At 65.0% G+C, this 23056-nt stretch carries 20 protein-coding genes and 1 riboswitch; of the genes, 5 read left to right on the forward strand and 15 right to left on the reverse strand.

Annotation, left to right across the window (positions count from 1 at the left end; all coding sequences use genetic code 11):
• Nucleotides 1-78: 78 nt before the first annotated feature.
• The 4 genes from RQI28_RS17230 to RQI28_RS17245 all read right to left on the reverse strand — a co-directional run bounded on the left by RQI28_RS17230 (nt 79) and on the right by RQI28_RS17245 (nt 5648).
• The gene (locus RQI28_RS17230; protein WP_311223708.1) at nt 79-1380 is read right to left on the reverse strand and encodes a D-amino acid dehydrogenase; all 1302 of its coding nucleotides are present in this window, start codon (nt 1378-1380) and stop codon (nt 79-81) included.
• 90 nt (nt 1381-1470) lie between these two features.
• Nucleotides 1471-1581: riboswitch (glycine riboswitch) on the reverse strand.
• A gap of 169 nt (nt 1582-1750) precedes the next feature.
• Nucleotides 1751-2932 carry a peroxidase-related enzyme gene (locus RQI28_RS17235; protein ID WP_311223707.1) on the reverse strand — a complete coding sequence of 394 codons (1182 nt, stop codon included), beginning with the start codon at nt 2930-2932 and terminating at the stop codon, nt 1751-1753.
• Nucleotides 2933-2965: 33 nt separating this feature from the next.
• Entirely contained in the window at nt 2966-4429 is a 1464-nt protein-coding gene (locus RQI28_RS17240) for an NAD(P)/FAD-dependent oxidoreductase (RefSeq protein WP_311223706.1), read from the reverse strand.
• A 199-nt stretch (nt 4430-4628) separates the two neighbouring features.
• Complete coding sequence (locus tag RQI28_RS17245; RefSeq protein ID WP_311223705.1) at nt 4629-5648, reverse strand: tripartite tricarboxylate transporter substrate binding protein; 1020 nt, start codon at nt 5646-5648, stop codon at nt 4629-4631.
• A gap of 188 nt (nt 5649-5836) precedes the next feature.
• Here RQI28_RS17245 and RQI28_RS17250 point away from each other — a divergent pair, with 188 nt between their 5' ends.
• A complete protein-coding gene (locus tag RQI28_RS17250; RefSeq protein WP_311230897.1) occupies nt 5837-6625 on the forward strand; it encodes a 2-keto-4-pentenoate hydratase in 789 nt (262 codons plus the stop codon).
• Nucleotides 6626-6688: 63 nt separating this feature from the next.
• On the opposite strand, the gene RQI28_RS17255 is transcribed toward RQI28_RS17250, so the two are convergent.
• The 6 genes from RQI28_RS17255 to RQI28_RS17280 form a co-directional block, all read right to left on the reverse strand.
• On the reverse strand, nt 6689-7105 hold the full coding sequence (locus RQI28_RS17255) for a hypothetical protein (RefSeq protein ID WP_311223703.1): 417 nt from the start codon (nt 7103-7105) through the stop codon (nt 6689-6691).
• Between the two features lie 143 nt (nt 7106-7248).
• A complete protein-coding gene (locus RQI28_RS17260; RefSeq protein WP_311223702.1) occupies nt 7249-8523 on the reverse strand; it encodes a nucleotide sugar dehydrogenase in 1275 nt (424 codons plus the stop codon).
• Nucleotides 8520-9572 carry a hypothetical protein gene (locus RQI28_RS17265; protein WP_311223701.1) on the reverse strand — a complete coding sequence of 351 codons (1053 nt, stop codon included), beginning with the start codon at nt 9570-9572 and terminating at the stop codon, nt 8520-8522. The genes RQI28_RS17260 and RQI28_RS17265 overlap by 4 nt, the downstream gene beginning before the upstream one ends.
• 8 nt (nt 9573-9580) lie before the next feature.
• Nucleotides 9581-10639, reverse strand: a complete 1059-nt coding sequence (locus RQI28_RS17270; RefSeq protein ID WP_311223700.1) for a hypothetical protein — start codon at nt 10637-10639, stop codon at nt 9581-9583.
• Nucleotides 10636-11907 (reverse strand): glycosyltransferase family 2 protein, encoded by a 1272-nt coding sequence (locus tag RQI28_RS17275; RefSeq protein ID WP_311223699.1) that lies wholly within the window; start codon nt 11905-11907, stop codon nt 10636-10638. The genes RQI28_RS17270 and RQI28_RS17275 overlap by 4 nt, the downstream gene beginning before the upstream one ends.
• Before the next feature lie 102 nt (nt 11908-12009).
• Nucleotides 12010-12327, reverse strand: a complete 318-nt coding sequence (locus RQI28_RS17280; RefSeq protein WP_311230448.1) for a YdaS family helix-turn-helix protein — start codon at nt 12325-12327, stop codon at nt 12010-12012.
• Between the two features lie 97 nt (nt 12328-12424).
• On the opposite strand from RQI28_RS17280, the gene RQI28_RS17285 reads away from it, so the two are divergent.
• Nucleotides 12425-13132, forward strand: a complete 708-nt coding sequence (locus RQI28_RS17285) for a S24 family peptidase (RefSeq protein ID WP_311223698.1) — start codon at nt 12425-12427, stop codon at nt 13130-13132.
• A gap of 35 nt (nt 13133-13167) precedes the next feature.
• Here RQI28_RS17285 and RQI28_RS17290 read toward each other — a convergent pair whose 3' ends face one another.
• A complete protein-coding gene (locus RQI28_RS17290) occupies nt 13168-13899 on the reverse strand; it encodes a helix-turn-helix transcriptional regulator (protein ID WP_311223697.1) in 732 nt (243 codons plus the stop codon).
• Between the two features lie 131 nt (nt 13900-14030).
• Here RQI28_RS17290 and RQI28_RS17295 point away from each other — a divergent pair, with 131 nt between their 5' ends.
• Both RQI28_RS17295 and RQI28_RS17300 read left to right on the forward strand, forming a co-directional pair.
• A complete protein-coding gene (locus RQI28_RS17295) occupies nt 14031-14945 on the forward strand; it encodes a hypothetical protein (protein WP_311223696.1) in 915 nt (304 codons plus the stop codon).
• 3 nt (nt 14946-14948) lie between these two features.
• Nucleotides 14949-16895, forward strand: a complete 1947-nt coding sequence (locus RQI28_RS17300) for an MFS transporter (RefSeq protein ID WP_311223695.1) — start codon at nt 14949-14951, stop codon at nt 16893-16895.
• Between the two features lie 24 nt (nt 16896-16919).
• On the opposite strand, the gene RQI28_RS17305 is transcribed toward RQI28_RS17300, so the two are convergent.
• The 3 genes from RQI28_RS17305 to RQI28_RS17315 all read right to left on the reverse strand — a co-directional run bounded on the left by RQI28_RS17305 (nt 16920) and on the right by RQI28_RS17315 (nt 20932).
• On the reverse strand, nt 16920-18725 hold the full coding sequence (locus RQI28_RS17305) for a methyl-accepting chemotaxis protein (protein WP_311223694.1): 1806 nt from the start codon (nt 18723-18725) through the stop codon (nt 16920-16922).
• 95 nt (nt 18726-18820) lie between these two features.
• Complete coding sequence (locus RQI28_RS17310) at nt 18821-19813, reverse strand: tripartite tricarboxylate transporter substrate binding protein (protein ID WP_311223693.1); 993 nt, start codon at nt 19811-19813, stop codon at nt 18821-18823.
• A 102-nt stretch (nt 19814-19915) separates the two neighbouring features.
• On the reverse strand, nt 19916-20932 hold the full coding sequence (locus tag RQI28_RS17315) for a 1-aminocyclopropane-1-carboxylate deaminase (protein ID WP_311223692.1): 1017 nt from the start codon (nt 20930-20932) through the stop codon (nt 19916-19918).
• A gap of 195 nt (nt 20933-21127) precedes the next feature.
• On the opposite strand from RQI28_RS17315, the gene RQI28_RS17320 reads away from it, so the two are divergent.
• Nucleotides 21128-21649 (forward strand): Lrp/AsnC family transcriptional regulator, encoded by a 522-nt coding sequence (locus RQI28_RS17320; RefSeq protein WP_311223691.1) that lies wholly within the window; start codon nt 21128-21130, stop codon nt 21647-21649.
• A 9-nt stretch (nt 21650-21658) separates the two neighbouring features.
• Here the strand turns inward: RQI28_RS17320 and RQI28_RS17325 are convergent, their stop codons facing one another.
• The gene (locus RQI28_RS17325; protein WP_311223690.1) at nt 21659-22855 is read right to left on the reverse strand and encodes a saccharopine dehydrogenase NADP-binding domain-containing protein; all 1197 of its coding nucleotides are present in this window, start codon (nt 22853-22855) and stop codon (nt 21659-21661) included.
• Nucleotides 22856-23056: the final 201 nt, after the last annotated feature.

The raw sequence follows: 23056 nt of genomic DNA on the forward strand, positions 1-23056 counted from the left end.
TTTTGAATGAAATAGGGCTCTAGCGCTTATCCAATAAGCGCTAAATGCTATTAAATTAATAGCAAAAATACGTGGGCCTTACGCCGGCTGCCATTGCGGCGCAGGTGCCGGCGGCATGCCGGCGAAAGCGAAGTCCAGCTCCGGCGCCAGCCCGCTCACGATGCGCGCGATCGACTTGCCCGAGCCGCACGCATGCGTCCAGCCCAGCGTGCCGTGGCCCGTGTTCAAGAACAGGTTGCCGATCTTCGTCTTGCCGATCAGCGGCACGTTGCTCGGCGTGGCCGGGCGCAGGCCGGTCCAGAACTGGGCCTGGGCGGCATCGCCCGCGCCAGGAAAGAGCTGCTCCACGCGGCGCACGATGGCGTCGTAGCGCACGGGGTTCAAGTCGCGCCCGTAGCCGTTCAGCTCGGCCGTGCCGGCGATGCGCAACCTGTCGCCGCGCTCGCTGGTGTAGCGCGAGAAGACCAGCTTGTATTCGTCGTCCGTCAGGCTCACCTCGTAGGCCGCTGCAGCGTCGCGCACCGGCATGGTCACCGAATAGCCCTTGGCAGGGTAGATCGGCAGCCGAATGCCCAGCGGCTCGGCCAGCAGCGGGCTGAACGAACCCATGGCCATCACGTAGGCGTCGGCGCGCACGCGCTCGAAGCGGCCGTCGGCGTTGGTGATCTCCACATGATCGATGGCGCCACCGACCGTGCGCAGCGCGGTGATGTGGCAGCCCAGGCGGAATTGAACGCCTGCCGCCTCCGCCAGCCGTGCCAGTTCGCGCGTGAAGGTGTTGGCGTCGCCCGATTCGTCTTCAGCCGTGTAGGTGGCGCCGGCTAGCTGCGGGCGCATGTGAGCGAGGGCGGGCTCCAGCCGCACGGCCTCGTCGGCGCTGACCACGCGGCGCTCGCAGCCCAAGGCACGCATCTGCTCGGCGGGTGCCAGGGCGCCTTCGAATTCTTTCTGGCTGGTGTAGAAGTGCAGGATGCCCTGCGTGCGCTGGTCGTACTGGATGTTCGTGTCGCGGCGCAGCTGCTGCAGTGTCTCGCGGCTGTACGTGCCCAGGCTCACGATCTGCTCGATGTTGTGGCGCGTGCGCGCCGGCGTGCATTCGCGCAAGAACTGCAATCCCCAGAGCCACTGGCGCATGTCGCCCCGCAGGCGAAACAGCAAAGGCGCATCTTCGCGGCCCAGCCATTGCAGCACCTTCAGCGGCGCGCTGGGGTTGGCCCAGGGCTCGGCGTGGCTGACCGAGATCTGCCCGCCGTTGGCGAAGCTGGTTTCCGCGCCGGGCGCGGCCTGGCGGTCGATCACGGTCACGTCGTGGCCGAGCTGTTGCAGGAAATAAGCGGAGGTGGTGCCGAGCAAGCCGGCGCCGAGAACGATCACGCGCATGTTGAAGCCTTTGAGGGTTCAAGCGCTGGGAATACGGGCGCGGGCAGCTATTGAATTTATAGCGTGCAGCAGGCGTACGTGAGCCCAGCTGCCGCTCCCCCTGTCCTTGGTACCTGAGAGATTCACCCTGCGCCAACATGGCGCGGGGTTTGCTCCTTCGGTGCGCCATGGCTTGCATGGCGGCTCTCCAGACGGCTTTGATAATGGTGCAGTACGGAACCTGAGCGTGTATGGGAGTTTGCGCCTTCGGTGGAGCGGCCCGCTGTGCGTGGCCGTTCGCTCTCCTGCGGGTGGCATGGTAACCGCGAAGGCGCGCCGCGCACAACAGTGCGGCGTAGCGGCGGCGCGTCAGTGCGGCTTCAGCGCTGCATCACTGCGGGCTGGGAAACACCGCTTCGCCCAGATTCAGCATCAGCCGGTTGGCCCAGGCGAACAGGGCGGCGGCATGCAGTGCGTCGAGGATCTCCAGGTCTGACAGGCCGGCACCCCGTAGCGGCTGCAGGTGCTGCGCGCTGAAAGTGCCCGGCGCGCGCGTCAGGGCCGCGCTGGCCTGGCCGATGGCACGTTCACGGGCGTTGGTGCCGGCGGTGTCGGGGTCGGTGAAGATCTGCGCCATCACGTCGTTGCGCTTGGCGAGCTGCTCGAAGCGCTGGGCATGCACCGACGCGCAGTACACGCAACCGTTGACGCGCGAAACCACCGTGGCCGCCACTTCGCGATCGGCGCGTGCCAGCCCGCCTGGCGCGTACATGATGGCGTTGAAGGCCTGCGAGCGCTCCGACAGCACGCGCGGCTGGTGCGCCAGCAGCAGGTAGAAGTCGGACGTGCGGGCCTTCGGGTGCGACAGGTCGAGCACGGCGTTCTGCTCTTCGCTGGCCGATGCCACGTCGAGCACGGGCAGCCAGCTTTTCCAGTCCAGTGTCTCGCTGGTGTAGCCGTTCAGCCGCAGCGGCTCGCCGGGGGCGGGCAGGTTGGCGGGGTGCACGAAGGGCGCGGCGTCGGCCGCTTGCACGGGCGTTGCTGTCAATGCGGGCGCGGTGCCGGCATCACCCAATTGCGACAATGCGGCCACGCCAGCCACCAGGCGCAACTGGTAGGTGACGAAGCCGATCAACTGCGCCAGCAGCACCGTGTCGGGCACGGACAGGCCCGCAGCCGGCAGCGCCAGCAGGGCGGCCTGGTCGCTCTGCGCCGGCTGTGTGGCGAGCGTGCGCGCGAAGTGGACGATGGCCTGCAGGCGCGTGTCGGCGATGGCGGCGTCGGGCGTCTCGATGAGCGCCTGCAACGCGGGTGTGGGGCGCAGGGGCTCCAGTGCAGCTCGGTAGTGCGCGGCCAGCGCAGGCAGGCCGCTGACTCTGGCGATATCGTGGGCCACGGCCAGGCGCTCGGCCTGTGTGAGGCCACCGGGCAGGTCGGGGCCGAGCAGCGCGTCTTCGCAGCCCTGCGTGGCGGTGGCGACCTTGCCCCGCTGATGGCGCACGGCGTGGGCCGCACTGCCGGGCGAGAGGCCGGCGATCTGGTCGATGGTGTCGTGCGTGGTGATGGCGGTCATGGGAAGGATTCGTTCAAGGATGCGTTCAGGAATTCAGTTGGGCAGAACGCGCAGGGAGGTGTCTGCGGGCGTCCATTCGTCGCCCAGCAGTTCGGGCTCGGCATAGGCCTGCAGCACGTTGAAGTGGTGCTCCACATCTTCGCTGTAGAACAAACCCGCCAGGCCGGTGGCCAGGCGCCGCGCGCCATCGCTGATGGCGGGAATGTCACCTGACACCGTGCCGTGCGACAGCGCTGCCGGGTAGCAAAAGCAATGGATGCGATCCAGGCCGGGGCAGGCGCCGGGCGTTTTCTCGCGGAATTCGAACACCGCCCCCAGGTCCGGAGAGTCGGTCAGTTCCTGGTCTTCGTCGCCGGCGGGCGGCTGGAAGCGTTCGCCCCACGTGCGCACGTGGGGTGCGAACGGCGCATATTCGGGCTTTTGTGCCCAGTCAATGGCAAAGCCGGTGGAGACGATCAGGAAGTCGAGTGCAAAAACGCCGCGCGGAGTGGTCACGCGTAGTTCGCTGCCCAAATCGTCCACTCGCTGCACCGGGCAGCCCAGGTGAAAGAAGGCATTAGCGTGGCGCGACACGCGCAACGTGCTGCCGTGCGGCGGCGGCACCTGCGTGGTGTTGATGTAGTGTCGAATGCGCCATTTCCATTCGGCCGGCAGCGCATGGTGGCCGTGCGTCAGGCCGGGCACGCCTGAGCCCTTCGATTTGTTGATGCGCGGCAGGTCGGTGCGGCGCACCAGCAGGTCGACGCTGGCTGCGCCGCATTCGAGTGCGGTGGCGGCGCTGTCCATGGCGGACGAACCCGCACCTACGACGCCCACGCGCAGGTTGCGCAATTGCTCGTAGTTCAGCGCGTCGGACGAATGCGCCCAACGGCTGCGGTGCACGCCCTGCATGAAGGCGGGAATCTGCGGCCCGCCCAGGCCGTCGCGGCCCGTGGCCAGCACCACGCGGCGGGCGAACCAGGTCGTCGTGCTGCCCTGTGCCTGCACATCCACTTCCACCAGGCCATCACTGCGCGGGCGCACCGCAGTGACGGCATGGCCGTTGCGAACGTCGGCCCGCGTTACGCGGCGATACCAGCGCAAATAGTCCATCCACTGCAGGCGCGGGATCTTGTCGAGAGCAGCCCAGGCGGCAGCGCCGAACTGGGCCTCGAACCACGCGCGGAAGGTGAGCGATGGCAGGCCCAGCGCGGGCCCGGTCAGCTCTTTGGGCGAACGCAGTGTTTCCATGCGCGCGGTGGTGGCCCAGGGGCCTTCTTGGTCGAGCGGTGCACGGTCCAGCAGCACGGCGGCAATGCCCTGTTGCGCCAGCGCCATGCTGGCCGCTAGGCCCGCCTGGCCGGCCCCGATGACAAGCACGTCGACGACGGGCTTGCCCGCGTGCGAGCGCTGCGGCAGCCAGGGTTTGGCGCGCCAGTTCAGGGTCAGCAGGTCATGCTGCAGGCGTTGTTCAAGGGCCGCGATGCCGGCTGTATCCGTAGGAGAAGAAGGGGTCATGAAAAGGGTCGATGCAGTAGCCAGTGGGTGCGGAGGGCGGAAAGCGCTGTGCTCACGGAACTTGAAACCGGCGCGGGCTAGACCAGCAACCCCCGCGGAACTGGCTTTGCCAGGCCGCTGGGGGTGCCCCGATTCCCGAGGCGCGCAGCGCCACGAGAGAAGGGGGGAGCGGCGCAGTCGCTCAGGGGGGGGCCCTTATCTAGTCAATGCTGATTTTCGCGTTCTTGACGACCTGGGCCCATTTGTTGCGGTCGGCATGCACGGTCTGGCGGAACTGCTCGGGCGTTTCGACACGGATCGCATTGCCCTGCGACTCGAAGCGCTCGCGCACTTCGGGCTGCTCCAGCACTTCCTTGATCGCGGTGTTGAGCTTGAGCACGATGGCCGCGTCGGTGCCCTTGGGCGCGAAGATGCCGAACCAGATCGAGCTGTCGAAACCCCTGGTGCCTGGCAGGCCGCTGGAGGCGATGGTCGGCACTTCCTTGACGGCCGCCACCGGCTTGGCGGTGGTGATGCCCAGCAGGCGCACCTTGCCGGCCTTGTAGTGCGGCAGTACGGTCTGCACCTGGTTCATGATGCAGCAGGTCTCGCCGCGCACCACTGACGCGATGGCCTCCGGCCCGCCCTTGTAGGGCACGTGCACCATGTTCAGGCCCAGGCGCGAATTGAATTCGGCAAATGCCATGTGCGTGCCCGCGCCGTTGCCGGTGGAGGCGTAGTTGTACTTGCCCGGGTGGGCTTTCACCAACTCCACAAATTCCTTGAGCGTCTTCGCGTCGATGACGTCGGGGTTGACGGTCAGCACATTGGATACGTCCAACACCGGTGCCACCGGCGCGAAATCGGCCTCCACGTCGAAGGGCAGCTTCTTGTACAGCGCCGCGTTGCTGCCGTGCGTGGCGGCGGTGCCGAAGGAGAGGGTGTAGCCATCTGGCTTGGCGCGGGCAACGTATTCGCTGGCGATGTTGCCAGCAGCGCCGGACTTGTAATCGATGATGACCGGCTGGCCGAGTTTGTGCGACAGCGGCTCCTGCAGTGCGCGAGCCACCACGTCTACGCCCGAGCCCGCGGGAAAGCCCATGATCAGCGTGACAGGGTGCTGGGGCCAGTGTGTGGTGTCGGCGTAGGCATGAACGCTGGCCGACAGGGCGGCAGCGCAGGCCAGCGTGGAAGCGAGCAACGGCAGGGCGCGGCGGCCGTAGGGGAAGAGAATTGACATGGCAGGTTTCCGGAAACGCGTCGCGTCGTTGGAGAGGGAATGAGCGCGAGATTGTGGTGAAGTGCACATGCGCCGCGCGCTATATGCATATGGCGTGCACCGGTGCGGTTCATGCCATGCGTGTTCCTTCAGGCTCCCATAATTTGCGTTGCCGGGCCGTCGGCGCGCCCAATCCCAATACGTTGCCCATGGATACTTCGATGTCGCAATCTTCTGATTTCAATCCCCAGCCTGCTGCCGATCTGCTGACCCATTCCCGCTTAGGCGCTGGTCCCCGGCCCGCCGAGCTTCCTGCATCGCTGCGACCTGGAAATGCTGCGCAGGCCTATGCCGTGCAAGATCGGGTCGTTGAGGCACGAGGACCCATCGCCGGCTGGAAGGTCGGCGCGCTGTCCCCCGACGCCGAGCCTGCACGCGCCGCGCTGACGCTGGACAGCGTGCATGTCGGCACTGTGGTGCGCCTGCCTGCCGCCGATTTCCTGGTGATGGGCGTAGAGGCGGAACTGGTCTTCCAGTGCCTTGCCGACCTTCCTGCGCGTGACGATCCTTATACGCTGGACGAGGTTCGGATAGCCTTTGGCCCGGCCCATGCCGGCATTGAGGTCTGCGATACCCGGTTTGCTACTTGGGGCGGTCAGAGCGTGTGGAGCCGCTTGGCGGACCAAGCCTGCCACGGCGCGCTGGTGGTGGGCTCCGGGCTCGATGAATGCCGCCCCGTCGATGTAATGCGCCAGCCGGTGCGCCTGGAGGTCAATGGCGGCACGGTGGTATCACACGAAGCTGGCGGCAACCCCTCTGGCGAACCGCTGCGGTTACTGGTGTGGCTGGCCAATGAAGGGGCGCGCAACCTCGGAGGGCTTCGCGCCGGGCACTGGGTCACCACGGGTTCCTGGACCGGCACGCCCATGGTCATGCAGGGAGACGTGGTGGTCGCCGACTTCCCCGGGGTCGGCCACGCGGAGCTGCGCCTGGAGTGACCTAGCCCGGGGCTGGGCTGGCGACGCGGAGAATGCATGCGCCGCCCCCGTCCTCGGTCGTTCTCAATGTCGGTACGGATTATCCGGGCGGCGGTCTTGCCTGTTGGGCACGCCGTCGCGATCGCGGTCCCAGCCGCCGCGCTGCATGTTCCAGCGGTCGCCCCGTTGATCCCAGTGGGGTTGCCGGTAAAAATAGCCGGGCCGTGCCTGAATCCATTGGCCGGGCACCCATGCGTCGCGGTGGCCGCGGCGCACCCAGTGGCCTTCAGCCCACACCATGCCCCGCCGTGGAGGAGGTGCGGCCTCGTATCGGGGCGCGGGCGGGGGGCCGTATTGCACGGGTACCCATCCGTGCAGACCACGTTGATGTTGGGGAACTCCCGCCTGAATCACGACGGTGGCGCTGGTGGCTGCGTGGGCTGCTCCCACTGCGACGAGCGAGGTCAGAACGACGGCGGCGGCATGCATGAAACGAAGCATCTAAATCTCCTTTGACGCGCCCTTCTTCAGGGCTGGAGACTGCATCGTGCAGCGCCTCTGTCAAGGTGTCGTGCTGTGTTGTCGCGCCGCAGAAAAGCGATGTGTCCGAATGTGCTTTTCGACATGCCGGAGCGGTAGGATCATCAGAGACGCCAGTGATGCATGTGCTCGGGCTTGCCGCAACGCGGCAGCACCGCTTGCACGTCGGCGATCACAACGGGCTGTCCCGGGCGAGCCAGCCGCTGCATCAATTGCCAACCTTGCTCGCGGAACGGCGCATGCGCCACCGCCAGCACGATGGCATCCGCGGGTTGTGCCTCAAACAACGGCGTCAACTGCAGGCTTTGCTCTGCGTGCAGTGATTCCATGTCTGCCAGCGGGTCAATGACTTGGACATGGATGCCGAATTCCTTCAGGCGTCGGTAGATGGCTACCACGCCCGAGTTGCGGACGTCCCGCACGTTTTCCTTGAAGGTCACACCTAACAGGGTGACCACTGCGGCGCTGTGCAACAAACGCTGCTGCACCATGCGCTGTATCAACTGGTCCGTGATGAAGGCCGCCATGCTCTCGTTCACCTGCCGGGCTGACAGGATGAAGTCAGCCACGATGCCGTGCGACGCGGCTTTGTGTGTCAGATAGTAGGGATCCACCGAGATGCAATGCCCGCCCACCAAACCCGGCCGGAAGTCCAGGAAGTTCCACTTGCTGCGGGCTGCCGCGAGGACATCGTGGGTATCGATTCCAAGTCGGCAAAAGATCTGGCTGAGTTCATTCATCAACGCGATATTGATGTCGCGCTGTGTGTTTTCCAGCACTTTGGCAGCCTCGGCCACTTTGATGGATTCCGCCGAGTACACCTGAGTGATTCGCCCGTAGATACCTACGAGTCGTTGAAGCACCTCGGGCCGGTCGGCTGCCACGACCTTGGTAGTGGTGGTCAGCGTATTTTTTCGGTCGCCGGGATTGATGCGTTCGGGTGAATATCCGACATGGAAGTCGCGGGGATAGGTCAAACCTGAAACTTGGGCCAGCAGGGGAACGCAGACGTCTTCAGTGACGCCCGGATATACCGTGCTTTCATAGACCACGGTGGTGCCAGGTTGGATCCAGTGTCCGATCGTTTGGGTCGCCTTTCGCACCGCCCCCAGATCTGGAACGCGAAACTCGTCGATGGGCGTGGGCACCGTGACGATCACGATGTCCGCCTCGGCAATGCACTCAGCCTGTATGGTCCATCGCACCGTGCTGCTCGCCAGCATGTCGGCGCGGACTTCGCCTGTGCGATCGCAGCCCGTGCTCAACTGGCCCACACGGCTCTCATCAATGTCGTAGCCGGTGACGGTGAAGTGCTGTGCGAGTGCAATGGCCAAGGGTGCACCGACGTACCCCAAACCCACGACCACGATACGGCTCACTGCTGCCCTCCATTCAACGCAAGCCACGAGACTAGGTAGTCCTGCCGCGCCACGGACTCCGCCAACTCGGCGTCGGTGGACAAAAGCTCCACCCGCAGGCCCCGTGCCAGCCGTGCCGCGGTGGCCGTGTCACTGCCTTCCACGGTGGTCAGGGTTTCGCGTAGCGCGCCGCGCCGCCGCAACAGGCCGTCGTGAATGACGCGCCCGGCTGCATAGGCGCCGGCTACCGCGTCGCGGGTCCGCTGCAGCTTCTGTAGCGGGCCTTCCTGCTGCTCGGCCAGCCAGCGTGCGGCCAGAGTGCCGGTTTGTTGCGCAGAAGCGCGCGACGCCCCTTCGCCGAAGCTGCGCGACAGAGCCACGCTGGCAAACGCGGATTGCGCGCCGTCTGACAGGCCCCGCCGCATGCCCACCGCAACGCTCACGTCCCAGCCTGCGTCGGCCTGTAGCAAGGCTCCCAATTCGGTCACCCGTGCCTGGTCTGCGATGGCTCGCTCGGCATCGGGCAGCAGCGGTGCTTCTTCCACGGGGGCATGGACGGACAGGTAACTCTGCCGCTGCTCCGCACGCGCCAGCTTTTCCTGTAGGCGGTCGCGCGTGTCGAAAGCGGTGTGAACGTCTTGCAGCGTGGCCTGCCGACGAGCCAGCAGCAGGCGTTCTTGGCGCAACTGGGATTCAGCTGCCGCCAGCGCGCCCTTCAGGGGAGGAATCAAGTGCGTTATTCCGCGCTGTTCCGTGACCAACTCAAGGCTCGCCAGGCGCAATCCAAGCCGCTGTTGCGAACGATAGGCAGCGCATTGGGCTTCGGCTAGCTCGGTCACCCGCCGACCTTGCCGTGCGCGGCTGAAGCTCTTGCGCACGCCCAGCACCATGTTGCGCTTGTCGGTGGCAGGATCGCCCAGGCTGGCAAAAGCTTCAGGCGCGGACAGTTGAGCGGACTGCACCTGGCCCTGTGCGGCTGTTAGTGCACAGTAGCTTTCGACTTCACCAGCCGCAACAAATGCCGGGAGGAACACGGCCACAGACAAAAGGAGAGGGTGGGTAGGGCGCATGGTCACCTTCAGAGAAACAGGGGGGCGCGGCCGATGAACAAGACGCGGGATTTGGCTGATTGCGGTGTCTCGAGCTCCAACTCGACCAGGAAGCCGCGCGTTTCCAGTCGGAACAGGGGGTGCTGCGCTCGCTCCTCGTCGCTGTGCACCCGTGTGATCGTGCCGACGCGCCTGCACCAGAGCACATGCAAGACGCAGTCGAACACCGGCTGCCCGACACGCGCTACGGCTTCGTTGTCGTACGGCACGAAGGCGAAAGACAACGGCGTGCCGGACTGCGTCACGCGAAAGTACGGGCTGTCAGACAGGGTCTCGATGATCTCGCGCAGTTGGTTGGACTCGCGTTGCTTGTTGCCCGCATCCTGCGTGTTCTGCAGCAGCTTGAGTTGGAGGTTTTCAAGTTGCATGCGGTAGCCGGTGATGCGTGCCAGGACCTCAAGCGCCTGTGGCATCTGGGCTGGACCGCCCGACAGTGTGGCGGCGGATCTGCGCAGGTCTGACAGTTGGCGCTCCAGTGCCACTCCGGTCGCTGCTGAGTCCGTCGCCGAGCTCTTGTAGCTGTTGAGTGTGGCACGCATGCGCACGGCGTCGTCGCGCGTCATCAGGCCCGCTTTGAGGTCGCGGTCGATGGCCGACTCCAATGAGGCGATCTCGGAGAGAACCTTGCGCGTCTTCGCGATATCGACCTGCTTGGCTGTGCCGAGTTGCTCGACCTTGCGCGACAGGATCACGTCTGCCTGGCGTTGCTGCGATGCCGCGTGGCTCGCACTGGCAATCAGCTTTTCCAGTACGCGGGCCTGCTCTTGCATGGCCTCGGACTCACGGTTCAGTCCCTGCCAAGCGCTGTCTAGGCCGTCGGCCGCCTGGCGTGTGCGGAACACCTCGGCCGTCAGTCGTAGGATCTTTTCGTTCGTGCGAGAGATGACGACGGGTGCGGCCCAACTGCTGTTGACCACGTAGAACAGCGTGACGGCGGCATAGGCCATGGCGGTGCACAGCACCGTGCCCAGCACGGCAATGGCAAGGTAGCGGTAGGCCGCCACGATAATTTTTTGCAAAGGCGTCATGTCTGCTGATCCGATGTGACAGGCAGGGCGGGATCGGTTGAGACGGCGGCTTTCTCGCGAGTGCCCCATGCCCCGACGTCGAAGGTGAAAAGTGCGACCAGCGTGATCACCATGGCGTCCACGAAGAACCAGATGCCGGACACTGCGGCGAGCACCGGCAGTCGGATGCGCGTGGAGCCCGGTGCCAAGGAATGGCACGTGGCGTTGTAGAGGACCGCCGCAGCGACGAACAGGCTGGAGAACGACAGGACGGCGACGATAAGGGTGGATGCAGCCTGCACCAGTCCGTTGGACAACACCGTGGCAATCACCAGAAAGGTCCAGAGGACGGTGAAGGTTTCGGGTACCAGTGCAGCCATCAGTGGCAGCAGGCCGATCAGCCGCAGGTGCTCGGGCATGCGCCGCCAGGTCCAGAACAGATCGCGCAGGCCGGAGCGGCGCCATCTCACTTGCTGGGAGAAGAACTGCGACAGCCGGTGGGGTACCGCGGTCCAGCAGGTGGCATGCGGGTTCACGATGGTTTTCCAGCCGCGCATCATGATGGCGTGCGTCATGTACCGGTCTTCGCCGTCGCGCACGCTCAGGCCGAACCAGTTGCGCCCTTTGACCTCGCCCTCAACCGCCTCGAACAAAGGACGGCGCACGGCAAACAGGCACCCACTGATGCAGAAGACGTGCCCTGACAGGTTCTGCAACATCTTGCCAAACTGGAAGCTCATGTAATAGACCATGGTCTGTCCGATCGTGAGCACGTTGTCGTTCACGTTGGTCACGCCGATGTTTCCGCCTACCGCGCCGACCTGCGGATCGGCGAAGCACGCCACCAACTCACGAATGACCTGGCGATCAAAGATGCAGTCGCTGTCGATGCAGATGAGAACATCGCCCGTGGATCGGGCCAGCGCGTTCGATAGGGAGACGTGCTTGCCGCTGTTGATGGGGTTGCGGTGAATGCGCAACTGCGCTGGCCATCGGATCGCTGCGACCTGCAGCCAATGCCAGGAATCGTCGGCGCTGCAGTCGTCGAAGGCCACGATTTCCAGCCGCTCGGCAGGCCAGTCGCACGCGAGAATGCTTTCGATGGTGGCCAGCACGTGCTCCCCCTCGTTGTAGACAGGCAGCAGCACGCTAACCGTGGGCTGGTAGGTGTAGTCCCGCAGCGGATTGGCTGCGCGCGTCGTCAGCCGGGCGAGCAACCCACCGCCGAACTGCGCCACCACCATCACGACAGGAAAGTAGAACCAGAAGTGGTAGATCCCTTCAAGCATGAGAGCCGTTCCGTGGCGACTTGCGTAACCGCCAGGGCAGTCTGCCGGAACTCAGCGGGGAGGAGGGGCGAGGGTGGCGAGGAAGGCTGGAAGTGATCGTGGTCATTCGGTTTCGGGGGCAGGCAAGCAGGTACGGCCGGGTGGCAGGCCGCGGTGGCAAGACGATGTGGAGAGGTTGGCCAACTCGGGCCAAATGGAGGCCCAGTCGTGCGGACGTAGATCGCGGCGCGTGACCTGTCCACCTGTAGCGTGTTCTATGGCAACGCAATTCAGCGGAGAGGGGCAGCGCTCCGCATAGTGGTGCTGCCACTGCCGAATCTGCGCGTCGCTCTTGATGGAGGAGCCGTACTCCGCCATGCGTTTGCGCAACGCGCGCACGGTCAAGGCACCTTCCCCCCGGAGGTAGTCGTTGAGTGTCATCCCTCGTTATTTTTTTAGGTAGCAATAGCTACTGATTTTATTGTCAGTAGGTAGCAATTGCAACCGTAGCATGTGCTACGGTTGCGAGATGGATGACATGGTTCTTCAAACGTATCGGCGCCAACGTCTTAAAGCTGCGATTGATCGGCTCACCAACGGCAACATTGCCGCGTTCGGGCGTCTGGTGGGGTACCGAGACGGCGCTTTCGTGCGTCAGATGCTGTCCGGCAGCAGGGTCGTGTCTGAAAAGACGGTGCGAGCCGTTGAAGCCCTGCGTGGGATGGATGGCTGGTTTGCGGCGGTGTATGCATATGTACCTGCGCACGCATCCGAAGCAGTCGCCACGTATCGGGTTGCTCGCGACGGCATTGATGACGCCGCGATGTCAGTGGCTTTGGTGAAGCTGTCGCTCGTGCCTGGTAAGAAGGGGTTTGAATCTGTGCGCGAGCATGGCGCTGCGGAGGGGGAAGATGCAGCCGGTGCATGCTTTCCGCGCGGGTGGCTGAAACGTCGGGGGTACCGCGCTGAGGATCTGATCGCGCTGCGTGTGCAGGATGAATCCATGCGGCCGTCCTTGCACCCCCGGGACGTCATCACGGTCAATACCGCACTGACCCAGCCGCTGGAGGGGCGTGTCTATCTGGTCAATGACGAAGGCGCATGTCTTATCAGACGCCTGGTGCGTGACAAGGGGGCGTGGTGGCTTACCGCCGACGACGCCCTGCGGCATCCTCGCAAGGAACTGGTGTCGCCCAACGCATTGCTGATCGGCCAAGTGGTGCATATGGGTAGCGAGAGCCTCTGACGGGGCCTTCGACGCGGTGGGATCCGGCGCTCGCGTCAGCGACGCATTCCCGAAAACACCTCGAATTCCCAGCTGCGCATCGCCAGCAGCACCGTGTAGCCCTCGCGTTCGCGCTCGGCCATGCGTTGGTCGGCCAGGTGCTGCTGGGCAAAGTCCTGTGCCACGCGCTGCATGCGTTCCCAGAAGGCGGGCGCCAGGCTGCGGCTGATGGCTCCGTGCACCAGCAGCACACCTTCGCCCGGGCCGTCGAAGCTGCCGGCAAAGTAGTCGAGCAGCGCGTGCTCGCGAAAGTAGTGCATCACCGGGCCGTGGGGGCGCCAGCGGAAGGTCTTGGCGAGCTTGAGGCGGTAGCGGTTCAGTGGGCGCAGCTCGATGATGCCGATGCGGTCGAGTTGCGCCAGGTAGCGCACGCCTTCGGCTTCACTCAGCCGGTAGGTGGTGGTGACCTGTTCCAGCGTCCACTGGCTCAGCACGCATATGGCCATCAGCAACAGTTTCTTGTCGGCCACCACAGCTTGCTCTTGCGGCTCCGTCAGCTCCTTGAGCAGCGGCTGGCTGTCCGCCACGCGGCGGGCCAGGTCGGCGAAGTCCAGGCGCAGCGCACGGCAGATCGCGTCGATGCGCGACAGCGGCATGTCGCCCTTGGCCAGCATGCGCTTGACGCTGGATTCGGCCATGCCCAGCGCCTGCGCCAGGTCGGCATAGGTCATCTGCGCGGCTTTGAGTTCTTTCTTCAGCGCGAGAACGAGATCGGCGGTGGTGCTCATGGGTATCGATTATGGATACTGTGCGTGCTGATTTTCAAGCCTGGTAGCTTTTTCCGGCGGCTGTCTTGGCTCCTTCAATAGAGACTGCGCTTAGTGGCTGCAAGGGCGGCCACCTTCTGAAAGTCTGACCCATGGCCTCTGATTCCTCCCGGCACCATTCCTCATCCGAAGCAGCGCTGTACCTTGCCTTTGCCGCATTGGCGGCGCTTGCCACCTGGGGTCCGCACGTGACGCAAGGCGCGGATCCGCACGCGTTTGCCGACCAGCGCACGCTCTGGGGCCTGGCGCATGCGATGGACGTGCTCACCAACCTGCCGTTCGCCGTGGCGGGCGGCATCGGCCTGTGGGCGGTGTGCCGGTGGCTGGCGCGCGGTGCGAACGGTCAACGCAACGGCCAAGTCGTGACTGCTGCCATGGCCGGCCTGTTCTTCGCCGGCTTGTTGCTGACGGCGGCGGGTTCCTCGCTCTACCACTGGCAGCCGCACGGCATCACGCTGCTGGCTGACCGCGCGGGCATGCTGGTGGCGTTCGCCGGTGCGCTCGGCCTGGCCGTGGCCAGCCGCATCGGCACACGGGCAGCCTGGGTGACTCCAGGGGTGGTGCTGGTGTCCGGCTGGCTGGCTCTGCGCGCCTGGGGGCTGTCTGGCCAGTTGCTGCCTTGGGGCGTGCTGCAGGGCGGGGGAATGCTGCTGATGGTGTGGCTGGCCACGAAGCCGGTGCTGGCGGGGCGCTTGCCCGTGTCGCTGGCTGCTCTGATCGGCTGGTATGCGCTGGCCAAGGTGCTGGAGCTGGGCGACCACGCCGTCTGGCAAGCCAGCGGCGGCATCGTGTCGGGCCACAGCCTCAAGCATGTGGCGGCCGCCTTGGCGGCCTGGCCGGTGATGGCCGCTTTGCTGCAACCGCCTGCAGCAGTCGGTACCGGCCATTATTGGGCACGCTGCAGCCGTATGGCGTGGCGCGGTCGGGCCGCACCGGGCCGGGGCACAATCGCCGCCGGCGCGCAAGAAGCCCGCAGTTCGCACTCTTTCCCATCCGACAGGAGCTAAGGCATGAGCCAGGAGCAGGCCTTCACGGCCCCCGAAGTTGCCGCCGCCGAGCCGGCGCACCCGAACCAGTTCGCGCTGCTGAAGCAGAAACGGTTCGCACCGTTTTTCTGGACGCAATTCGCGGGGGCTGCCAACGACAACCTGTTCAAGTTCGCGTTCACGGTGATGGTCACCTACCAGCTCAGCGTGTCGTGGATGCCGCCCAGCCTGGCGGGGCTGGTGATCGGTGCGCTGTTCATCCTGCCGTTTTTGCTGTTCTCGGCTACCTCGGGCCAGCTCACCGACAAGTTCGAGAAGACGCGAATGATCCGCTTCGTCAAGAACCTGGAGATCGCCATCATGCTGGTGGCGACTGCCGGGTTCGTGCTGGCGCAGCCGGTGGTGCTGCTGGCCTGCGTGTTCCTCATGGGGCTGCATTCCACGCTGTTCGGGCCGGTGAAGTTCGCCTACCTGCCGCAGGTGCTGAACGACCGCGAATTGACGGGCGGCAACGGCATGGTGGAGATGGGCACCTTCGTCGCCATTTTGCTGGGCAACGTGGCGGGCGGCCTGCTGGTGGCGCTGCCCGGCATTGGCCATGGCGCGGTGGCTGCGGCCTGCCTGACGCTGGCGGTGGTGGGGCGCCTTGCCGCGCAGTGGATTCCCGATGCGCCGGCCACCGACCCGGGCCTGGTCGTCAACTGGAACCCGGTCAGCGAGACCTGGCGCAACCTGAAGCTCGCACACGGCAACATCGTGGTGTTCCGCTCGCTGCTGGGCATCAGCTGGATGTGGTTCTTCGGCGCCGTGTTCCTGAGCCAGTTCCCCAGCTTTGCGAAGGACGTGCTGCATGGCAACGAACAGGTCGCCTCGCTGCTGCTGGTGGTGTTCTCGGTGGGCATCGGCGTGGGCTCGCTGCTGTGCGAGGTGCTGAGCCGCCGGCAGGTCGAGATCGGCCTGGTGCCGCTGGGCGCCATCGGCATGAGCGTGTTCGCCATCGACCTCTATTTCGCCTCGCGCAGCCTGCCGGCCGCTGAAGTGATGGGCTTGGCCGCGTTCGTCGCGCAACCGGCGCACTGGCGCGTGATGGCCGACCTTGCCTTGCTAAGCCTGTTCGCGGGCCTGTACAGCGTGCCCATGTACGCGCTGATCCAGATGCGCAGCCAGCCCACGCACCGCGCACGCATCATTGCGGCCAACAACATCTTGAATGCGCTGTTCATGATCGGCAGCTCGCTCATCGCCGGCGCACTGCTGGCGGCCGATTTCTCGGTGCCGCAGATCTTCCTGTTCACGGGCATCGCCAACGCGTTGGTGGCGTTCTACATCTTCCTGATCGTGCCCGAATACCTGCTGCGCTTCGTGGCCTGGGTGCTGTCACGCTGCATCTACCGCTTCCGCGTGCGGGGCGAGACGCACATTCCCGCGCACGGCGCCGCCATCCTGGCCTGCAACCATGTGAGCTTCATCGACGCAGTGCTGCTGATGGCGGCCAGCCCCCGGCCCATCGTCTTCGTGATGGACCACCGCATCTTCCGCGTGCCCGTGCTTGGCTGGCTGTTCCGGCTCGCCCGGGCCATTCCGATCGCGCCGCAGAAAGAAGATCCCGCAGTCTACGACGCCGCGTTCGAGCGCGCTGCACAGGTGCTGCGCGATGGTGATCTGCTGGCGTTGTTTCCCGAGGGCGGCATCACGCGCGACGGCACGCTGCAGCCCTTCAAGGGCGGCATCATGAAGATCATCGAACGCGCGCGGGCCGATGGGCTCGAGCCCCCGGTGGTGCCTATGGCGCTCAACGGGCTGTGGGGTTCGTTCTTCAGCCGCATCGAGCAGGGCGGCGCGATGGTGCGGCCCTTCCGGCGGGGGGCGTTCAACCTTGTAGGGCTGAACGTGGGCACGCCCTTGGCCGCGAGCGCGGTATCCCCGGAAAACCTGCAGAGCCACGTAGCCCAGTTGTCCTTGCCGGACTGACTGGGTTCAGGCGCGGCGCTGAGGTCAGAAGCTTTCCCAGTCGTCCGCGTTCTGGGCTGCTGGCTTGGCCGCAGCCGTCGTCGCCAAGGCCGGCACCTTCTTGGGCACGGCTGGCTTGGACTTTGGAGCCGCCGCGGCGGGCTTGCGAAGCATTGCCGGCTTGGCTGCTGGCGCGCTGGTCGTGGCTTGTTGCGCCAAGGAAGCCTGCTTCGTGCGCTGCGTGGCCTGGCTGCGTTGGCGAACCTGGGCGATGACCGCATCGGTCACGGCGGTATCTATCTGGAAGACGCTGACCAGTTCCACCATGCGCGCAGCCTGCGTGTTCAGGCTGTCGGCTGCGGCGGCAGATTCTTCTACCAATGCAGCGTTTTGCTGGGTGACTTGATCCAGCTGGTTGACGGCATCGCTGACCTGCGAGAGGCCTTGCTCCTGCTCGTGCGTGGCCGCTCCGATCTCTGCGATCAGGTCCGCCACCCGGCGCGCCTGATCGACGATGTCGACCATGGTGCTGCCCGCTTCGCCCACCAGTTGCGAGCCCGCCTCCACCTTGGAAACGCTCTCACCGATTAGATCCTTGATCTCCTTGGCGGCCTGCGCCGAGCGCTGGGCCAGGCTGCGCACTTCCGACGCCACCACGGCAAAGCCGCGACCTTGTTCTCCAGCGCGTGCGGCTTCCACCGCGGCGTTCAGCGCCAGGATGTTGGTCTGGAAGGCGATGCCGTCGATCACACCGATGATGTCGCCGATCTTGCGCGAGCTGGCAGTGATGTCTTCCATCGTGCGGACCACATTGCCCACCACTTCGCCTCCCCGAGCGGCGGTGGTGCTGGCGGACGAGGCAAGTTGCGAGGCGGTGCGCACGGTGTCCGCGTTCTGCTTGATGGTGGAGTTCATCTCCTCCATCGATGCGGCCGTCTGCTGCAGGTTGGACGCCTGCTCTTCCGTGCGTTGGCTCAGATCGGCATTGCCCGATGCGATTTGCGAGGCGCCTGTGGCGATGGACTCGCTGCTCAGGCGCACTTCCGAGACGACCTGCGCCAGATTGGCGCGCATCATGCCCATGGCCGCCAGCACGCTGGACGAATCACCCGCGCGCAGATCCACCTGCATGGCGAGGTTTCCGCGGGCTACTTCCTGGGCGATGCTGGCTGCGTAGGCTGGCTCGCCACCCAATTGCCGCTTGACGTGGCGCGTGATGGCCCAGGCGATGGCAGCGCCCAGCAATGTGGCGACGATGGCCAGGCCGAGCAGCATGGTGGCGGCCGCATCGGCGCGCTTGCGCGAGTCGTTCACGGTTTCGGTGGTCTGCGCTTGCTGGTAGACGCTCAATTCTTCCAGCGCCTTGAAATACGAGTTCTGAAGCGGCCGCACTTCAATCAACAGGGTGTTGCGTGCTGCTTCGGCCTGATTGTCGAGGGCTTGAGAAGATGCCTTGTTGATGACAGCCAGATAGGGACCACGGGTCTGTGTGACAGCCCCGAGCAGGCGTTGGGCCTCTCCGGATTCAATCAACCGATCCAGTTGCTTCAATTGCTCGCCACTCTTTTGCGACACGTCATCCATGCGCGCTTTTTCTTCTTTCATCAATCCCGGATCAGTGAGCAGTGCCATGTTCCGCACCGTACGCGCGACCACGTTGATGTTGTCCTTGATCTGCTGTATCAACAGAATTTTCACAAGCCTGTCTTCGGAGATCTGACGCACATCGTTGCTCGCTGCAACAACATAGAAGCGACCCAACAGTGCCAGCGCGAATCCGATGAAGATCACCGCCGCAAAACCCACGCCCAGCATGGTTCCCAGCTTCATTCGTGCGAAGAAATTTTTCATGTATCCACCTTGAACATTTTGCTTCCTCGACATTGGAAGTATTTCCGAATTGTAAACAAAAGTTACATTTCGGTTGTTCTTGGTGGCTATGGCCATCAATCCGTACGGATATTGGCCCGCTGCGCGATGGCACGCATGCGCGGCAGTTCTTCCTCGATGCGCGCCGTCACGGCGTCGGCGGGTTCCCAGGCTTGCTCCAACCCGCTGGCAATGAGCTTGCTGCGGATGTCGGCGTCTGCCATGGTCTCTGCCAGGGCCTTCTGCAGTTTCGCCGTCACTTCAGCGGGCAGGCCGCGCGGTGCGACCACGGCCAGCCATGAATCGGCGGAAAAGCCGGCGAAGCCGCTCTCCGCCACCGTGGGCACATCCGGCAACTGGGCCGCCCTGGCAGCGCCGGTGACGGCAATCGCCTTGATCTTTCCGGACTTCAGCTGGGGCAGCGCCGCGGCCACCGTGTCTACGGTGAAAGGAATCTGCCCACCAAGCAGGTCGCTCATGGCCGGTGCACTGCCCTTGTAGGGGATGTGCAGCAGCTTCACGCCGATGGCGGACCACATCAGCTCACCCGCGAAATGCCCGGTCGTGCCGGTGCCAAAGGAGCCATACACGTATTTGCCCGGCGCGCCTTGCACGGCGGCGATCAGCTGCTTGATGTTGTCCACCGGCACGTCGCGGTGGGCCAGCAGAATCAATGGCACCCGCGCCACCATGCCGATGGGCTCATAGCTTTTGACCGGGTCGTAAGGCAGCTTGGCGTTGAGCGCGGGGTTCACGGTGAAGGTGGAGCCCGAACTGATCAGTAGCGTGTAGCCGTCGGCGGGTGCGTTGGCCACAAAGGCCGCGCCGACGATGGTGCCGGCGCCGCCTTTGTTTTCGATCACCACGGCCTGCCCCAGCCGTTCGCCCAGCTTCTTGCCGACCAACCTGCCGACGATGTCGACAGCCCCTCCCGGTGGGAAGGGCACGACTAACTGCACCGGCCTGGACGGGTAGCTCTCGGCATGCGCTGCTTGCCAGGAGCCGAGACCTGCTACCGCTGCGGTCAGCAGGGCGGCGCATGCGCGTCTGCGCGGGATGTGTTTCGTCATTGCAATGCTCCTCTGGAGAGACCCGCGCCAACGCCCAGGTCTCAGATCAATGCCATGGACAACAGCCGCGTGAGCTGCGCCGCTTCCTGCCGCGAACCGATATCAGCCGTTGCGAAAAAGAAAGCTGTAGGCATTCAAGGCTGGCACGCCGCCCAGGTGGGCGTACAGCACCTTGGAGCCCGCTGGGAATTCGCCCAGGCGCACCTTCTCGATCATTCCGTGCATGGACTTGCCCTCGTACACGGGGTCGGTCAGCACGCCTTCCATGCGGGCGCACAGGCGAATGGCTTCGAGCGTGCCTTCGTTGGGCAGGCCGTACTCGGGGCCGCCAAAACGGTCGTCCAGCACGATGTCGGCGTCGGTGATCTCGCGGCCCAGTTCCACCAGCTTGGCGGTGTTCTGGGCGATGCGCAGCACCTGCGCGCGCGTCTTCTCGGGCTTGGCCGATGCGTCGATGCCGATCACGCGGTCCGCCCGGCCGTCGGCCGCAAAGCCCACGGCCATGCCGGCGTGCGTGCTGCCGGTCACCGAGCACACGACGATGTAGTCGAATTGGAAGCCCAGCTCCTTTTCCTGTTCGCGCACTTCTTCGGCAAAGCCGACGAAGCCCAGGCCGCCGTACGGGTGCTCTGAGCAGCCTGCGGGAATGGGGAACGGCTTGCCGCCAGCCTTGCGCACGTCTTCCATGGCCTGCTCCCAACTGGGGCGGATGCCGATGTCGAAGCCTGCGGCATCCAGCCGCACGTCCGCGCCCATGATGCGGCTCATCTCGATGTTGCCCACGCGGTCGTACACGGCGTCGGAATAGTTGACCCAGTTTTCCTGCACCAGCACGCATTTCATGCCCAGGTGCGCGGCCACTGCGGCCACCTGGCGCGTCTGGTTGGACTGGATGCCGCCGATGGACACCAGCGTGTCGTAGCCGCCGTTGACGGCTTCGGGGATCAGGTATTCCATCTTGCGCGTCTTGTTGCCGCCAAAGGCCAGGCCGGAGTTGCAGTCTTCGCGCTTGGCATACAGGTCGACCTTGCCGCCCAGGTGGGCCGACAGGCGCTTGAGCGGCTGGATGGGCGTGGGGCCGAAGGTGAGGGGATAGCGTTCGAATTTCTGCAGGTTCATGGAAGGCTCTCTGGCGGTGCTTGAAAGAAAGAGGGGGTGTTCCGGCGACCGGTTTGTGCCGTCTGGCAATCGGGTCGTCCGTTGCACAAATAGTAGGAAAATGCGACTGCAACAGGGTTGCGAATAGATGCTCATAAGTGGCTGAAAAAAGCCCTAGACAACGGTCTACCGAAGTTAAATTTCTTCAAAAACGCTATGTGTGCAACAAAAGTAAGTGCCGCCTCTCGTTCCGTGCAGCCGGCCGACCGCTCCGGCGAACTCGACCGCACGGACAAGACCATCCTGCGGGCGCTGCAGCGGGACGCGTCCATTTCCAATGTGGCACTCGCCGCCAAGGTGCACCTGAGCGCGCCGGCATGCCTGCGGCGCGTGGAGCGGCTCAAGCGCCTGGGGCTCATCGACGGCGTGGTGGCGCTGCTCAACCCCAAGGCGGTGGGGGCCGGCATGCTGGTGATGATCGGCGTGGTGCTCGATCGCTCCACGCCGGATTCATTCGCCGAATTCGAAAAGGCCGCCGTGAAGATCTCGGGCTGCATGGAATGCCACGTGGTCACCGGCGAGTTCGACTACTTTTTGCTGGTGCGCACGAAAGACAGCGAGAGCTTCAACCGCCTGCATGCGGAGCAGCTGCTGTACCTGCCGGGCGTGCGGCAGGTGCGATCGTTCATGGTGATCCGCAGCGTGCTGTCGACCACCGAGCTGCCGTTGGCGGTGTGATGCCCGGTTTCAGGCCGATTCGACGGCGAAGCTCAAGCCCGCATTCGCCTGCAGGCGTGCGATCAACCTGTCTCCCATCGCGGGCGCGGTGGTCCAGATGCCGCCGGGGGTGTCGGTGGCTTCCTGCAGCAGGCACACGGCGGCTTCCGTGATCATCTTGGACGTCGATCCGTAACCTGGGTCGCGGTCGCCCTTCACGCCCACGCGCAGGGTGTTGCCTGCGCTGTCGGTACCCAGGAACAGCACGTCGTAGAAACCGCTCTCGCGCTCTTCGCGCGAGGGACCTTCACCGGGCTTGGGGCCGTTGCCAGAGCCCATCGACCGGTCGCCCGCCACCGCGTTGGCCATGGCTTCGCCTTTTGCGCCAGGGCCGGTGACGAGCATCTCGTCGTAAACGAAATCCTTGCCCCAGGCGTGCTGCAGCAAGAAGTTGGAGCGGTGCACGTTGCGGGTGTTGATGGCCGCCATCACGAACGGCGCCACCCACACGCTTTCGCCACCCACGTCGCCCAGTGCCTCGTCCACCATGGGCTTGCTGCCCGACGGCTGGCGCGGGCCTTCGAACCCGGGCGTGAGCGAAAAGGGATTCTTCAGCAGGTCCAGCACGGCGGGGTCGGCAGCCGATGCCGCCAGCGTGGCCTTCAGGCTGGCCGCAGTGCCCCCTGAAAACGTGCCCTTCATCTTGCGCACCCGGCCGCGCACGCGGTTGGCAGGATGGCCGAAGCGGGTCTTCATCTCCTTTTGCAGCAGATGCACGCCCAGATCGAAAGGGATCGAGTCGAACCCGCAAGAAAACACGATGCGGGCGCCGCTGGCCTGGGCCGCAGCCTCGTGGGCGTCGATCATCTTGCGCATCCAGGCGGGCTCGCCGCACAAATCCACGTAGTCCACGCCGGCTTGGGCGCAGGCGGCCACCAGTTCGTTGCCATACAGCTGGTAGGGCCCCACGGTGGTGAGCACCAGGCGGGTCTGGGCCATCAGCGCCTGCAGGCTGGCCGGGTCGGCGGTGTCGGTCACCACCAAGGGCGTGTCGGCCGGTGCGCCCAGTTCATCGCGCACTGCCGCAAGCTTGTCGGCGTTGCGCCCGCCCATGGCCCAGCGCAGGCCGCTGCCTGCCGGGTATCGCTGAAGCAGGTATTCGACCACCAGCCGGCCGGTGAAGCCCGTGGCGCCGTGGACGACGAGATCGAAAGCGGGTGCGGTCATGTGATGGGTCTCCTTACAGTGTCTTTGAGGGTCTTGGTCGCGATTGTGAGACGCCATGCTGCAGCCGCCTGTCGCCCAGATTCCGCGCAGATACGGTCTACACGGTGGGCTACGGTCGGAAGAAGTATCGCTATGCGATACCCGCCAGTGAGCGCCGGGCCACTGCAGCCATTGGTTGCGGGCGCCAGCGCGGTGTGCCGT

It is taken from the genome of Acidovorax sp. WCS2018Noco2-16 (assembly GCF_031843945.1).
Lineage (GTDB): Bacteria > Pseudomonadota > Gammaproteobacteria > Burkholderiales > Burkholderiaceae_C > Paracidovorax.

Bases quoted from the DNA above. Each gene is read 5' to 3' on its own strand.
- RQI28_RS17230 (WP_311223708.1), bottom strand. From the start codon at position 1,380: ATGCGCGTGATCGTTCTCGGCGCCGGCTTGCTCGGCACCACCTCCGCT.
- RQI28_RS17235 (WP_311223707.1), bottom strand. From the start codon at position 2,932: ATGACCGCCATCACCACGCACGACACCATCGACCAGATCGCCGGCCTC.
- RQI28_RS17240 (WP_311223706.1), bottom strand. From the start codon at position 4,429: ATGACCCCTTCTTCTCCTACGGATACAGCCGGCATCGCGGCCCTTGAA.
- RQI28_RS17245 (WP_311223705.1), bottom strand. From the start codon at position 5,648: ATGTCAATTCTCTTCCCCTACGGCCGCCGCGCCCTGCCGTTGCTCGCT.
- RQI28_RS17250 (WP_311230897.1), top strand. From the start codon at position 5,837: ATGGATACTTCGATGTCGCAATCTTCTGATTTCAATCCCCAGCCTGCT.
- RQI28_RS17255 (WP_311223703.1), bottom strand. From the start codon at position 7,105: ATGCTTCGTTTCATGCATGCCGCCGCCGTCGTTCTGACCTCGCTCGTC.
- RQI28_RS17265 (WP_311223701.1), bottom strand. From the start codon at position 9,572: ATGCGCCCTACCCACCCTCTCCTTTTGTCTGTGGCCGTGTTCCTCCCG.
- RQI28_RS17270 (WP_311223700.1), bottom strand. From the start codon at position 10,639: ATGACGCCTTTGCAAAAAATTATCGTGGCGGCCTACCGCTACCTTGCC.
- RQI28_RS17275 (WP_311223699.1), bottom strand. From the start codon at position 11,907: ATGCTTGAAGGGATCTACCACTTCTGGTTCTACTTTCCTGTCGTGATG.
- RQI28_RS17280 (WP_311230448.1), bottom strand. From the start codon at position 12,327: ATGACACTCAACGACTACCTCCGGGGGGAAGGTGCCTTGACCGTGCGC.
- RQI28_RS17285 (WP_311223698.1), top strand. From the start codon at position 12,425: ATGGTTCTTCAAACGTATCGGCGCCAACGTCTTAAAGCTGCGATTGAT.
- RQI28_RS17290 (WP_311223697.1), bottom strand. From the start codon at position 13,899: ATGAGCACCACCGCCGATCTCGTTCTCGCGCTGAAGAAAGAACTCAAA.
- RQI28_RS17295 (WP_311223696.1), top strand. From the start codon at position 14,031: ATGGCCTCTGATTCCTCCCGGCACCATTCCTCATCCGAAGCAGCGCTG.
- RQI28_RS17300 (WP_311223695.1), top strand. From the start codon at position 14,949: ATGAGCCAGGAGCAGGCCTTCACGGCCCCCGAAGTTGCCGCCGCCGAG.
- RQI28_RS17305 (WP_311223694.1), bottom strand. From the start codon at position 18,725: ATGAAAAATTTCTTCGCACGAATGAAGCTGGGAACCATGCTGGGCGTG.
- RQI28_RS17310 (WP_311223693.1), bottom strand. From the start codon at position 19,813: ATGACGAAACACATCCCGCGCAGACGCGCATGCGCCGCCCTGCTGACC.
- RQI28_RS17315 (WP_311223692.1), bottom strand. From the start codon at position 20,932: ATGAACCTGCAGAAATTCGAACGCTATCCCCTCACCTTCGGCCCCACG.
- RQI28_RS17320 (WP_311223691.1), top strand. From the start codon at position 21,128: ATGTGTGCAACAAAAGTAAGTGCCGCCTCTCGTTCCGTGCAGCCGGCC.
- RQI28_RS17325 (WP_311223690.1), bottom strand. From the start codon at position 22,855: ATGACCGCACCCGCTTTCGATCTCGTCGTCCACGGCGCCACGGGCTTC.